Here is a 12,745-nt window from a genome sequence, read left to right as displayed (position 1 = left end):
GGTCAACCATGCCTAGACACTTCATCCATCTCGTCGTCTTCCTCGCTGGCTTCGTCGCCGTGTGCTGGGTTGGCATCGGCTACCTCGGCACCAATCCGCTGGGCTCGTTCATCGCGGCGATGATCGCCATCGGCTACTGCGTCGGCGCGCTGGAACTGCAGCGCTACCGGATGGCCACCGTCTCGCTGTTCCAGGCCGTGGACGAACTCAGCGCACCGCCTGCCAGCCTGGGTACGTGGCTCGACCGCGTGAACCCGAGCCTGCGCAACGCCGTGCGCCTGCGCGTGGAGGGCGAGCGCGTGGCACTGCCGGCACCGACGCTGGCGCCCTACCTCGTGGGCTTGCTCGTCCTGCTCGGCATGCTCGGCACGCTGCTTGGCATGATGGCGACGTTGCGTGGCACCGGCATCGCGCTGGAAAGCGCGACCGACCTCGGTGCCATCCGCAGCTCGCTCGCCGCGCCGGTGAAGGGCCTCGGCTTCGCCTTCGGTACGTCGATCGCCGGTGTCGCGACCTCCGCCATGCTGGGCTTGCTGGTCGCGCTTGCACGCCGTGAGCGCGCCGAGGCGGTGCAGTTGCTGGACGCGAAGGCTTCGTCGACGTTGCGCGAGTTCTCGCAGGCCCATCAGCGCGAAGCCTCGTTCCGCCTCCTGCAGCAGCAGACCGAGCTGATGCCGGCACTGGTCGAGCGCCTGCAAGGCATGATGTCGGCGCTGGAACAGCAGGGCACCGCCGCCAGCGAACGCCACGCCTCCAGCCAGGACACCTTCCACACCCGCATCGAAGCCACCTTCGAGCGCCTCGCGGCTTCCGTGGAAAAATCCCTGAAGGATGGCGTGGCTGATGGCGCGCGCGCCGCCAGCACCGCGTTGCAGCCCGTGGTCGATGCCACGATGCAAGGCATCGCCCGCGACACCGCGGCGCTGCACGCCAGCGTCACCGATGCGGTCGATCGCCAGGTGACCTCGCTGGCGACCGGCTTCGATGCGACCACCGAGAAGATGGCCGTGGCGTGGCACGACGCCATCGCCGAGCAGCGCACGAGCGGTGCCCAACTGGCCGCCGACCTGCGCGATTCGCTGCAGGCTTTCAACGTCTCCTTCGACGAGCGCTCGACCAGCATGGTCAGCGGCCTGCACGAGCAGCAGGCGACGGCGGCCGCCAGCGCGTCCGCACGGCAGGCCGCGTTGCTTACGACGCTGACGGAGCAGCAGGGCACGTTGGTGGCGACGCTCACGGCGCGCCAGGCGGACTTGCTCGGCCATGTCACAGAACGCCACGACACGATCCTGCACGCACTTGCCGAAGCACAGGCTGCCCTCGTGGCGTCGGTGTCCCAGGAACAGCGTGCGCTGGGCACGGCGCTCGGCAGCCAGTGGCAGGACGTCACCACCGCCCTGAACGAGCGGCTGGAGCAGATGGCTGCCTCGCTGGCCACCAGCCTCACCGAGGCTTCCGCCAGCTTCGCTGCCACCACCGATACGGTCGGCGCGCGCTGGAGCGATACGCTGGTCGCGCAGCGCGAGGCGCAGGCATCCACCGCCGCCAGCGTGCTCGCGGCATTCGAAGGCCAAGCCCTCGCGCTCATCGAAGCGATGAAGGCGGCGCAGGGCGAGCTGCAGGCGACGCTGGAATCGCGCGATGCCGCGCGCCTCGACGCCTGGACCACGTCGCTCAACCGCACCGCGGACCAGCTCGCGACACAGTGGACCGAGGCCGGCGACCGCGCGGTCGCCCAGCACCAGGCCACCAGCGAGACTCTGGCGAGCCTGGCCAACGACATCACCACGCAGTCGCAGGCGCATGCCAGCGCGACCATCGCGGAAATTTCCCGGCTGGTCGATGCGGCTTCCGAAGCGCCGAAGGCCGCCGCCGACGTGGTCGCGGAGCTTCGCCAGAAGCTGTCCGACAGCATGGTGCGCGATACCGCGATGCTGGAAGAGCGCAGCCGCCTGCTCGAAACGCTTGAGACCCTGCTCGGGGCCGTCAACCACGCGTCGACCGAACAACGTGCCGCCATCGATGGCCTGGTCACCACATCGGCCGACCTGCTCGATCGGGTGGGCACGCGCTTCATCGAGCACGTGCAGGGCGAGACCGGAAAGCTGGAAGGCGTCGCCGAGCGCATCACCGGCAGTGCCGACCACGTGGCGGGCCTGGGCGAAGCGTTCGGTACCGCGGTGCAGGCCTTCGGCCAGGCCAACGACGCCTTGCTGACGCGCCTGCAGGAGATCGGCGAGGCGCTGGACCGTTCGCTCGTGCGCAGCGACGAACAGCTCGCGTACTACGTGGCCCAGGCGCGTGAAGTAGTCGACCTCAGCGTGCTGTCGCAGAAGCAGATCCTCGAAGACATGCAGCAGCTGGCCACGAAGCGTGGTGGCAAGGCATGAGCGACATCGACGTCGACGGCGACTCGGGCACCCCGATCTGGGCGGCCTTCGGCGACCTGATGTCGGTGCTGCTCGGCGCGTTCGTCCTGATCCTGGTTGGCGTGATCGGCATGCAGCTGCAGCTGACTAGCAAGCTCGAGCAGGAAACGAAGCAACGCCAGGCCGAGCAGCAGCGGCGCATCACGCTCGAACAGGCGCTGGCGGCACCGCTGGCAGCCGGGCGGGTCACGCTGGTCAACGGACGCATCGGTATCCGTGGCAACGTGCTATTTGCACTGAACTCGGACCAGCTGCAGCCGGAAGGCCGTGACCTGATGAAGGCGCTGGCCGGTCCGCTGACCAATTACCTGAAGTCGCGCGATGAGATCCTGATGGTGAGTGGCTTCACCGACGACCAGGCCGTGCACGAAGGCAACCGCCGATTCGCGGATAACTGGGAGCTATCCGCAGAACGCTCGCTGACGGTAACGCGCGCATTGGTCAGCGAAGGCGTGCCGGCTTCGTCGATCTTCTCGGCCGCGTTCGGTTCCGAGCAGCCCGTCAGCGCCAACACCGACGAAGAGGGCAGGGCGAAGAACCGCCGCGTGGAAATCGCCCCGATCCCACGTCCCTCGGCAACCGATGCGAAGGCGCATGGCCCCTAAGCCGACACGTCCGCTAGGCGATCTGCTCGACCATATGTCGAAGCAGCACGCCGCCACCGTCGACATCGCGGCGGAGCTCGCCGCCGTGCGCAAGCTGTGGAGCGGTGTGCGCACGCGCAGCCAGCTGCAACAAGCGGAGCTACACATGCCCGAGATGGAAAGCACGGGCCCACTCAACTCCGCCGCGCTGGTCCATCGCGCGATGGAACTGATGCGCGATCTCTCGCCCGGCTATCTCCAGCACTTCCTCTCGTACGTCGACGACCTGTCGTGGATGGAACGCATGAGCGCCGCCACCGCACCAGCACCCGGACCCGCCACGCAGCAGCCAGCGCCAATTGGTACGAAAAAGCCCAGGGGGGCTGCGTCGCCCAAGCCAAAGGCGAAGGCGAAACCGAAGCCGCGCAAGAAGAAGTTGGTGCCGGCTCCGCCGCCAGCTGGTGCTTGATCAAGCTACGTTCGCGGCGCGGCATTGCGCCCGCAATGTAGCTGGATATACTCGCCGTGCCGCCCTAGGACGTCCTCTCCCAGCGACTTTTACTGGTGATGACGCTAGGTAAGAGCAGTAGAGGCCCGCCGAAAGGCGGGCCTTCTGTTTTCAGAACTTGATCATCAGTATGTCGGCGTAAATGCATTCGGCAGAGGGTCCGCGCTTTTAAGTAGTGCTCCGCTCAAACCTGGTGTGGGCGCGTCCTGGGTGGCTACCGCACTCGCTGCCCATGCATTCGGTCGATGAATCATCCCGCCATCTACAAGCGGAATAGCAGGCGGGAACTGTGCGCTACTGAGGTGAGCTGCCCGGATGTTCCGGACGAAGTCCGCATGCTCGCGTAGCGCCGATGTGGGGGAAGCTACGGGACTGAGAATCCCAACTACTTTGCCCATGTCCCTGACAACGCGTGCCGCCTCGGCGAGATCGGAGTCGTTTGAGACGATGACGGCGCAGTCGTAGGCGTTCTTCCAGGCATCGTTCGTCATGTGAACTGCAAGGTTGACGTCCGACCCCTTTTCTTCGCGCGCCCAGACCGTCACATACGGACTCGACCCGTTGGTAGGCGCGGTGACCAACTTGGCTCGCTTCTCGCGCAGCCGAAACGCACCAAGGTGGATATGGACGCCGCTGGAAGCTAAGGCACGCAAGTAAACGTCTTGACGGGTAGCCTTGTCTGGGTCGCTAGCGGTGTCGGCTACCCTTGCGGTGAAGTAGCGAAGCAAGACAACATCATTTTCTTGCTTCAGCGCCGTGCTTGCGAGGGAAATCAGGTCGAGCCACTTGAATTCGGGGCGACCTTGCAGGAGCCGGTGAAACAGGTTGAATCCATCCACGTATACAGCCGTGCGCATTTCCTATCCTTGGAAAAAGCAACGCCACCAGCGAAGTGGTGGCGTGGCACCCGGCGACCGAAACCGACGGGGGGGTTGAAGCGATGATGCCCTCGAGGCTCCATGTCGTCAATCAGCGAAACCCTACAAAAGAAAACGCCCGCTTGCGCGGGCGTTTCCACATCACGATCTAACGCCGCGACATCAATCGATGTCGAGGAACGAGCGCAGCGTTTCCGAGCGGCTCGGGTGACGCAGCTTGCGAAGGGCCTTGGCTTCGATCTGGCGGATGCGCTCGCGGGTGACGTCGAACTGCTTGCCGACTTCTTCCAGCGTGTGATCCGTGTTCATGTCGATGCCGAAGCGCATGCGCAGGACCTTGGCTTCACGCGGGGTGAGGCCGGCCAGCACGTCGCGCACGGTTTCCATGAGGCCCGTTTCCGTCGCCGACTCGATCGGCGAGCTGGCGTTGGTGTCCTCGATGAAATCGCCAAGGTGCGAATCTTCATCGTCACCGATCGGCGTTTCCATGGAGATCGGTTCCTTCGCGATCTTCAGGACCTTGCGGATCTTGTCTTCCGGCATCTCCATTTCCTTGGCCAGTTCTTCCGGCGTCGGCTCACGGCCGAACTGCTGGAGCATCTGGCGGGAGATGCGGTTGAGCTTGTTGATCGTTTCGATCATGTGCACCGGGATACGGATGGTGCGTGCCTGGTCGGCGATCGAACGGGTGATGGCCTGGCGGATCCACCACGTGGCGTACGTGGAGAACTTGTAGCCGCGACGGTATTCGAACTTATCCACGGCCTTCATCAGGCCGATGTTGCCTTCCTGGATCAGGTCGAGGAACTGCAGGCCGCGGTTCGTGTACTTCTTCGCGATGGAGATCACGAGGCGCAGGTTGGCCTCGACCATTTCCTTCTTCGCGCGGCGAGCCTTCGCTTCGCCGACGGACATGGCGCGGTTGATTTCCTTGATGTCGGTGAGCGGCAGGTACAGCGTGCGCTCGATCTGCGCCAGCTTCTCCTGCTCGCCATCGATGGCCTCGCGGAAGTTCTTGATGTTCGGCGACCACTTCTGGCGCTTGCGCGACAGGTCGGCGGCCCACTCGAGGTTGCCCTCGTTGGACGGGAAGCTCTTCAGGAACTCGGCGCGCGGCATCTTCACCTGCTTGACGAAGATGTCCATCAGCACGCGCTCGTGGTGACGGATGTCGTTCACCACTTCGCGCAGCTTGCGCACGAAGCTATCGATAAGCGCCGACGGCAGCTTGAGGTTGAGGAACGCCTCAGACATCTGCTCGCGGATCTTAAGGACCTTCTTATCGTTGATCTCAGCCTTCGGCGCAGCCTTCTGGAACTTGCCGTGCAGCGAGCGCAGCTCTTCCATGCGGCGCTTCACTTCTTCCGGATCCGGACCGGTCGGGCCCTCGTCCTCGTCCGTGGCGGTGCCGTCGGCTTCTTCGGTCTCGTCTTCGCTGTCGGCGTCGCCCGCTTCGTCGGCCGCATCGGCCGCGGCGGCCTGTGCTTCATCGGCGGCAGCTTCCAGGTCGGCGAAGCCGGCCAGGATTTCGCTCAGGCGGCGCTTGCCTTCCAGGTGCTGGTCGTATTCCTCGAGCAGCAGCTGGATGGTGAGCGGGAACGAGGACAGCGCGGTCTGGACCTGGTTCAGGCCCTCTTCGATGCGCTTGGCGATGGCGATTTCGCCTTCGCGGGTCAGCAGCTCGACCGTACCCATCTCGCGCATGTACATGCGGACCGGGTCGGTGGTGCGGCCCACCTCGGAGTCCACGGCGGAAAGCAGGGCCACGGCTTCTTCGGCCGCGGACTCGTCGTCCGTGCCGGAGCCGGGGGCACCGCCATCGCTGATGGTGTCGGTATCGGGCGCGGAATCATGGACTTCGATGCCGACGCCCTTGAGCACCGCCATGATGTCTTCGATCTGCTCCGGATCGACGATGTCGTCGGGCAGGTGATCGTTGATTTCCGCGTAGGTCAGGTAGCCCTGCTCCAAACCCTTGGAGATGAGCTGCTTGATTTCAGACTGTTGCTCGTGAGCTTTGTTAGTCATGCCGACCGCCGCGGGTTACAGGAACCGATCAGTATAGTCATTTGATGATTTTTTGACCAGTTTTCAAGTGGATTGGCTCCATCGGGGGAACGCAAGAATCGCGCCAGATTGCCTTGCTGGCCGGGCGTTTGCGTCGCGATGGGAGATGGGATGGGGCGCTCGGGCCCCGTGGATACGCCTCAGCGCACCTCCAGACGGAAGGTGACCGGGCCATCGTTGATCAGGTGAACCTTCATATGGGCACCGAAGCGCCCGGTTTCCACCCCCTGCGGGTGGGCCTCGCGGGCCATGGCCACCAGGCAGTCGAACCAGCGGCGCCCTTCGTCGGGCGGTGCCGCACTGGTGAAGCTGGGGCGCATGCCTTTGCGCGTATCGGCCGCCAGCGTGAACTGGCTGACCAGGAGCAGCCCACCGCCCGTGTCGGCCAGGCTGAGGTTCATCTTGCCCTCGGCGTCACCGAACACCCGGTAGCCGAGCAGGCGTTCCAGCATCCGGCGGCACTGCGCCTCGCCGTCACCCGGTTCCACGGCCACGAGCGCGAGCAGGCCGGCGCCAATGGCGCCCACCGTTTCTCCCTCGACGTCGACGCGCGCGGATTCGACGCGCTGGAGCAATGCGATCATGGGAAAGGTAGCGGCTGGGGTGGGCGTAGCTTAAGCGAAGAGCGGGGGCGGGAGGTGGGAAATGGGGGCGCCATGGCCGAGGCCACGCCCCACTCCCGCCCCCCATCTCCTAAACTTCCCCGGATGCGCCCCGACATCTACCTCCTCTACCTCCTCCTGCGCCTCGTCAGCCTGCTGCCGCTACGCACGGTGCATGCCCTCGGCGCCTGGATCGGCCGTCGCTCCCTGCGTTCGAACTCGCGTAGCGCACGCTACAGCGCGACCAACCTGCGGCTTACCCGGCCGCAGCTTGGCGTCGCCGAGCGCGAGGAGCTGCTCCGCCGCACGATGGAGGAGTCAGGCAAGTCGGTGACCGAGGTCGCCGCTATCTGGGGCGGCGGTGCGGAAAAGTCGCTCGGCCTCGTCCGCGAGGTGGTGGGCGGCGAGTTGTTCGAGGCCGCGCTGGCGTCCGGCAAGGGCGTGATCGTCGCCGCGCCCCACCTCGGCTGCTGGGAGCTGCTGAACTACTGGCTGTGCAGCAAGACGCCCATGGCGATCCTTTACCGGCCGCCACGGATCCATGCGATCGAAGCCCTCCTGCGCAAGGTCCGCGGCAAGCTGGCGCCCGAGCAGGTACGCGCCGAGGGTGCCGGCGTACGCACGCTGTTCAAGCGCCTGGCGGCGGGTGGCACCGTCGGCATCCTGCCGGACCAGAAGCCACGCGAAGGGGAGGGTGAGTTCGCCCCGTTCTTCGGCGTGGATGCGCTGACCATGGTGCTGCTGCCGCGGCTCGCGGCGCGCACGGGGGCGACCGTGTTGTTCAGTTTTGCCGAGCGACTGGCGGACGGCGCGGGTTTCCGCATCCATGTCCTGCCGGCCCCTGAAGGCATCCGCGATGCCGACCTGAAGGTCGCGTGTGCGGCGCTGAATCGTGGCGTGCAGCAATGCGTGGAGATCGCGTTCCCGCAGTACCAATGGCACTACAAGCGCTTCACCGCGCACGACCGGCCGGACCCCTACAAGGCTAGCCCTGCCGCTTCAGCCGGTTGAGGAAGACGGTCATTTCCTTGCTGGCCTGGATGTCGCCACGCGCCGTGGCGGTCGCGACGCCCTCGCTCCAGGCCCTGGCCGCGCCGTCCTCGTCGTCCACCGCCAGCAGCGCCTTGCCGAGCAGTTTCCACGCCGCCGAGTAGTTCGGGTCGAAGACCAGGGCTTCGCGGAAGGCGTGGGCCGCTTCCGCGTACTGGCCGTCGGAGAGCAGCGCATTACCGATCGAGAAGCGCAGCAGTGCGCCATCGCGGACGCCGCCGACCTGGGCGCGCAGGCGCTCGACCAGCGGGTCGGTCATCGGACGGCCGCGCGAGTGCGCCAGTAGTCCAGCGGATAGAGCTGGGTGGGAACGCTCGGCTCGGCGGGCACGCGGCCCGTCTGCAAGGCATTCAGCGTGTCGGCGTCCCAGATCATCAGCCAGCCAGTGCGGGACGGCTGGATCAGGCGGGCGAAGCGGTAGGCGTCGGCCGGGGGATGCTTCGCGTACGAAATGATCAGGCCGTCCGGATGGTGGCCCGCGAAATCCGCCAGGCTGTCGCCGTCATGCACCACATCGTCGTCGTCATCGTCGCTCGGCGCGGCCATGCCCGGCTGCAGCTTGATCTTGGCGATCGGATGCATGAGCCGTCCGGCGAAGTGGTACTGGCCGTTGTAGGAGACGCCGAGATTGCCGATCGGCCGGCCCGCGGCGTCCGCTTGGGCGAGGTAAAGCGACGCCGGGGTCAGGTCGTAGCGGTACCAGAGGCCGAGGGTGAACAGCGCATTGAGCGCGACGGTGCCGATCAGGCCGGCGAAGGCCAGCCGGCGCATCTCGCCGCGCCCGCGCAGCAGCAACAGGGCGCCGAGCACAACGAAGACCACGCCGAAGAAGCGCGCATAGGGCGCCATGCCGGTCAGCCAGATGTTGTCCGGAAAGCGCGTCGGCACCACGGCCGGCATCGCGAACAGCACGATCGCAAGCAGGAAGGCACCGAGCGACAGCGGCCACGTACCCAGCGCCCAGTGGTTGGCCAGTTTCGGGTGGCGCTCGCGCAGGTCGGCGACGCAGGCCGCGACCAGCATCGTGACGCCGCCCAACTCAGGCAGGACGTAATACAGCTGCTTGCCGGTAATCAGCGAGAACACCAGGAAGGTCGGCAGCAGCCAGCAGGCCAGGAAGCGCAGGCCGGGTTCGATCGGCTGCCGCAGCACGGCGACGAACAGCGGCAGGATCAGCAGGATGACGCCGACCTTGTCGATGCCCGGACCCAGGTGCAACGCGGCCGCCAGCAAGGTGACGACGAGGCCCACGGCGGCGCAGGCCAGCGGCGCCACGCTGTTCGGCGCCAGCGGCTTGCGGAACAGGGTGGTCGGCAGCGCGACGATGCCGCGCAGCCAGCCGCTAAGCGGGAACACGATCACCGGCAGGAAGAGCAGGTAATACCAGGCCGGCCGTGCATGGTTCTGCAGGTCTGCCGCATGGGTGTCGACGACGCGTCCTGCGGTCTGGGTGAAGAACAGGCGCTGGCGATAGGCCTCGCCTCCGGCTTCGCCCGCCGGGATCGCCCAGGCCAGCAGGATCAGCAGGCCAATGAGGATGCCAAGCACGCCCAGTCCGTACCAGCGGGCCTTGTTCTGCCGGGCCCAGTCGTTCCACAGCGGGCCGAAGGCGAGCGGGAAGGCCACGTGCAGCAGCATCACCGGGCCCTTGGTCAGCAGGCCGGCACCCACCAGCAGGCCGAACAGCCACCAGCGTGGCGCCGGGCGCCGGGCGGTCGGTGTCAGGCACAGCAGCGCGGCCAGCACCCACACGCACAGCAGCACCTCGTACATGATCTGCAGGCCGAACAGGAAGGCATAGGCAAACCCCATCAGTAGCCACGGGGTGGCCTTCGCTACCCACGGGCGCGCCGGGAACAGCCGGCTGGCCAGCACCGAGGCGAGCACCAGCTGGGCCCCGCCGAAGATCACTTCGAGGATGCGCGGCCACACGTCGTTGACGCCGAAAACCGCCCAGCCGGCGTGGATCATCCAGAACAGGAGCGGGACTTTCTCGCTGTACGCCTCACCGTTGATGTGCGGCACCAGCCAGGCGTGGTGGGCCCACATTTCCCAGGCGACTGCGAGCGTACGCGTGGAAAACATCGGCATCGGACCATGCGAGAAAATCGCCAGGAACGCCATCGCCGCCCATAGCGGCAGCCATGGCCACAGGGCTCGCAGATGTTCCGATCGGGTATAGGCGCTGTTGGACAAGGGCGTCGTCACCGTTAAAGGATCATGAATTCTAAACGCATGGGCGGTATGTTCGCTGACTCCCGGTGTACCGCGCCCCCTGTCGCGGAACCGTCGAGACTCAGAGCAGGCCAGCGAGGGCCTTGCCCAGGCGCGTGCCGAACCCGGCTTGGTTGGTCGCATACCAATGCCGCGCTGCACCACCGAGGGCATCGATTTCGGCATCGCCCATGCGCATCGCCCGCCCGACGGCAGCCTCGAGGGCAGCTTCATCGAAGCGCCACAGCTTCGACGCGTTCAGCGTGCCGCTTTCATGCGCCGCGACCACGATGCCTCGCGCCGGCGTGACCAGCTCGTTCATCGGCGCCGCATCGGTGGCAAGGACCACCGCGCCGCAGCTCATCGCTTCCACGATGTAATGCCCCCAGCCTTCGGCTTCCGACAGGCAGACATGGAACGCGTGGGCGTTCTGCAGGTGCCGGATCACTTCGATGTCGTCGACGTAGCCGACGCGATGATCGAGGTTGGCGTGGGTGGACTCGCTAGGCGTGGCCGTGGAAGGCGCCTGCAGCACATGCAGCACCGGCCATTCCGGATGCCTGCGCCAGACCTCGAGCAGCTGCTGCGTGCCCTTCATCCGGCTGGCGCCGGCGAGATGGAGGAAGGCGCGGTCGCGCGACACGCCGTCGCGATGGCAGTCGATGCTCTGGAAGCCGATCACGCGCACCGGCAGGCCCTGGGCGGCGAAGGTCTCACGCGCCACCTCGGTCTTGCAGAAGATCGCATCGAACCGGCCAAGCTGCTTGCGGTCGCGGCGCGAAAGCCACTCGGGATTTGGCACCAACGCATTGCGCCGGGCCAGACCGAGGTACGCCGGGTGCACGTGTTCCAGGGTGATGCCGAGATCGAAGCGACGCGGCCCGCGGCCCCGCAGCCAGTTCGCATGCATGCGCAGCCGCTGCCACCATGCACGCCACGGCAGGCCGCGACTTTTCCGCGGCACGTCGGTCACCGCGACGTCGTGGCCGAGCTCGCGCAGCGCATCGCGCAGCAGCACGATGTCATGGCTGAGCCCGCGACCGTTGTTCCAGGCGATGAGATGGATCGACGCCACGGATCAGCGGGCCTTCGCCCGCATGCGTTCATCGGCCATGCGCGCGACGTAGACCGCCAGGCCGAGGGTCAGGAAGAAGTACAGCGAATGCGGCATGGCGCGGTAGAACACGTTGTCGGTCAGGCCGCACAGCGCGTACATCGCCGTGACGGCCAGGCCGGCACAGGCGGGCATGGCCACGCCGTTGTCGCGGTGGGTCGCATGCCGGGCGAAGTAGACCAGGGTGCTGCCGAACATCAGCAGGAGCAGGGCGAGGCCGGGCAGGCCGCCGGTGGATGCCCACTCCAGGTATTCGCTGTGCGGATGGTCGTAGCGCTCGATCGAATCCGAGGCCTTGCCCTCGGCGATGCGGCTGCGCGCGTACGCGCCGAACTGGTTGATCCCGACGCCCGCCAGCGGATGCGCCTCGATGGCCGTGCCGGCGTTGCGCCACATCTCGATCCGTTCGCGAACCGCGCCGGTGGCGTCCTGGTCCTTGTAGGTCGACATCTCCTGCGACACGGCGGCGAAGCGCTCGGCTACCTCGCCGTGCAGCGTGGTGGCGGCGACCGCGGCAACGGCGATGCCAAGCACCAGCACCGATACGGCCTGGCGCCAGCGGCCGGTACGGCGGGCCTGCAGGAAGACCAGCACGACGAAGACCGGGATGCAGGCGAGCAGCGGCCCACGGCTCTGGGTCAGCAGCGCCCCGTAGATGCCGAGGGCGGCGAACAGCCCATGCAGGACTCGTTCGCGGCGGCGCAGTTCGATGCGCAGGGCCTGGATCACCCCGGTGAGCGAGAGCACGAGGATGAACATGCCGAACTCGATCGCGCCCCACAGGCCGTTATTGATCCCGTAGACCCGGTCGATCCCCTCGACGTAGTGCTGCTCGATGCAGACCAGGCCAAGGATGCCGGCCGACGCGCTGAAGCCAAGCCGCAGCACGACGGCGCGCAGGGGCGCCGCGAAGCTGGCCGCGATGAGCAGGAAGGCCAGGACATGCGACATGACGTCGAATTCCTTCAGCGACACGCCGTGCGCCAGGGCGTTGCCGAACCAGAACACGAAGGCCAGCGCGGCCGGGCCGAGCACGGGCACGGCGCGACGGTAAGCGCGGCGGGCGTCCGGGCTCGTCGCCAGCATCCAGATGCCCGTAAGCAGCAGGACAGCCGCTGGCAGCGCCTTCGCTTTCACCGGCACCGCGAACGACAGCGGCATGAGGGCGATCAGCAGCGACAGGATCCAGGGGCGCCACGCTTTCGATTTTTCTAGCACTCGGCACCTTGTTCAGTGAGCAACCCCAGGGGCCCTCGTGGCGTCGCGCGACGAGGGGGAGCCGCGCGAGGCATGGTACTT

At 66.6% G+C, this 12,745-nt stretch carries 11 protein-coding genes; 4 read left to right on the top strand and 7 right to left on the bottom strand.

The genetic code is table 11. The features are described 5' to 3' along the window. Positions 1-8 precede the first annotated feature (8 nt). The 3 genes from KPL74_16495 to KPL74_16485 are packed head-to-tail and all read left to right on the top strand — an operon-like array spanning position 9 to position 3,482. Complete coding sequence (locus tag KPL74_16495) at positions 9-2,390, top strand: DUF802 domain-containing protein (GenBank protein ID QWT19334.1); 2,382 nt, start codon at positions 9-11, stop codon at positions 2,388-2,390. Then, entirely contained in the window at positions 2,387-3,034 is a 648-nt protein-coding gene (locus KPL74_16490; protein QWT19333.1) for an OmpA family protein, read from the top strand. Before KPL74_16495 ends, KPL74_16490 begins: the two co-directional genes overlap by 4 nt. Next, entirely contained in the window at positions 3,024-3,482 is a 459-nt protein-coding gene (locus KPL74_16485; GenBank protein ID QWT19332.1) for a DUF2894 domain-containing protein, read from the top strand. The genes KPL74_16490 and KPL74_16485 overlap by 11 nt, the downstream gene beginning before the upstream one ends. Positions 3,483-3,646: 164 nt before the next feature. Here the strand turns inward: KPL74_16485 and KPL74_16480 are convergent, their stop codons facing one another. The 3 genes from KPL74_16480 to dtd all read right to left on the bottom strand — a co-directional run bounded on the left by KPL74_16480 (position 3,647) and on the right by dtd (position 7,050). After that, positions 3,647-4,378, bottom strand: a complete 732-nt coding sequence (locus KPL74_16480; protein QWT19331.1) for an NYN domain-containing protein — start codon at positions 4,376-4,378, stop codon at positions 3,647-3,649. Positions 4,379-4,561: 183 nt separating this feature from the next. Next, complete coding sequence (gene rpoD, locus KPL74_16475) at positions 4,562-6,427, bottom strand: RNA polymerase sigma factor RpoD (protein QWT19330.1); 1,866 nt, start codon at positions 6,425-6,427, stop codon at positions 4,562-4,564. 179 nt (positions 6,428-6,606) lie between these two features. Further along, the gene (dtd, locus tag KPL74_16470; GenBank protein QWT19329.1) at positions 6,607-7,050 is read right to left on the bottom strand and encodes a D-tyrosyl-tRNA(Tyr) deacylase; all 444 of its coding nucleotides are present in this window, start codon (positions 7,048-7,050) and stop codon (positions 6,607-6,609) included. A 123-nt stretch (positions 7,051-7,173) separates the two neighbouring features. Between dtd and KPL74_16465 the strand changes: the two genes are divergently transcribed. Further along, complete coding sequence (locus KPL74_16465) at positions 7,174-8,079, top strand: hypothetical protein (protein ID QWT19328.1); 906 nt, start codon at positions 7,174-7,176, stop codon at positions 8,077-8,079. Here KPL74_16465 and KPL74_16460 read toward each other — a convergent pair. The 4 genes from KPL74_16460 to KPL74_16445 form a co-directional block, all read right to left on the bottom strand. Continuing rightward, a complete protein-coding gene (locus KPL74_16460) occupies positions 8,054-8,377 on the bottom strand; it encodes a tetratricopeptide repeat protein (GenBank protein ID QWT19327.1) in 324 nt (107 codons plus the stop codon). The genes KPL74_16465 and KPL74_16460 overlap by 26 nt on opposite strands. After that, on the bottom strand, positions 8,374-10,203 hold the full coding sequence (locus tag KPL74_16455; GenBank protein QWT19326.1) for a glycosyltransferase family 39 protein: 1,830 nt from the start codon (positions 10,201-10,203) through the stop codon (positions 8,374-8,376). Before KPL74_16455 ends, KPL74_16460 begins: the two co-directional genes overlap by 4 nt. A gap of 211 nt (positions 10,204-10,414) precedes the next feature. Then, on the bottom strand, positions 10,415-11,407 hold the full coding sequence (locus KPL74_16450) for a glycosyltransferase (protein QWT19325.1): 993 nt from the start codon (positions 11,405-11,407) through the stop codon (positions 10,415-10,417). A 3-nt stretch (positions 11,408-11,410) separates the two neighbouring features. After that, the gene (locus tag KPL74_16445; GenBank protein ID QWT19324.1) at positions 11,411-12,607 is read right to left on the bottom strand and encodes an O-antigen ligase family protein; all 1,197 of its coding nucleotides are present in this window, start codon (positions 12,605-12,607) and stop codon (positions 11,411-11,413) included. Between the last annotated feature and the right edge of the window lie 138 nt (positions 12,608-12,745).

Source organism: Bacillus sp. NP157 (genome assembly GCA_018889975.1).
In the GTDB taxonomy this organism is placed as follows: Bacteria; Pseudomonadota; Gammaproteobacteria; order Xanthomonadales; family Rhodanobacteraceae; genus Luteibacter.
The sequence above is the reverse complement of the archived record's forward strand: the minus strand, read 5'-3'. Positions and strand labels throughout refer to the sequence as shown.

What these genes read in the sequence shown, in the direction of transcription:
- KPL74_16495 (QWT19334.1), top strand. Translation starts at nt 9, where the DNA reads ATGCCTAGACACTTCATCCATCTCGTCGTCTTCCTCGCTGGCTTCGTC.
- KPL74_16490 (QWT19333.1), top strand. Translation starts at nt 2,387, where the DNA reads ATGAGCGACATCGACGTCGACGGCGACTCGGGCACCCCGATCTGGGCG.
- KPL74_16485 (QWT19332.1), top strand. Translation starts at nt 3,024, where the DNA reads ATGGCCCCTAAGCCGACACGTCCGCTAGGCGATCTGCTCGACCATATG.
- KPL74_16480 (QWT19331.1), bottom strand. Translation starts at nt 4,378, where the DNA reads ATGCGCACGGCTGTATACGTGGATGGATTCAACCTGTTTCACCGGCTC.
- rpoD (QWT19330.1), bottom strand. Translation starts at nt 6,427, where the DNA reads ATGACTAACAAAGCTCACGAGCAACAGTCTGAAATCAAGCAGCTCATC.
- dtd (QWT19329.1), bottom strand. Translation starts at nt 7,050, where the DNA reads ATGATCGCATTGCTCCAGCGCGTCGAATCCGCGCGCGTCGACGTCGAG.
- KPL74_16465 (QWT19328.1), top strand. Translation starts at nt 7,174, where the DNA reads ATGCGCCCCGACATCTACCTCCTCTACCTCCTCCTGCGCCTCGTCAGC.
- KPL74_16460 (QWT19327.1), bottom strand. Translation starts at nt 8,377, where the DNA reads ATGACCGACCCGCTGGTCGAGCGCCTGCGCGCCCAGGTCGGCGGCGTC.
- KPL74_16455 (QWT19326.1), bottom strand. Translation starts at nt 10,203, where the DNA reads ATGTTTTCCACGCGTACGCTCGCAGTCGCCTGGGAAATGTGGGCCCAC.
- KPL74_16445 (QWT19324.1), bottom strand. Translation starts at nt 12,607, where the DNA reads ATGCCGCTGTCGTTCGCGGTGCCGGTGAAAGCGAAGGCGCTGCCAGCG.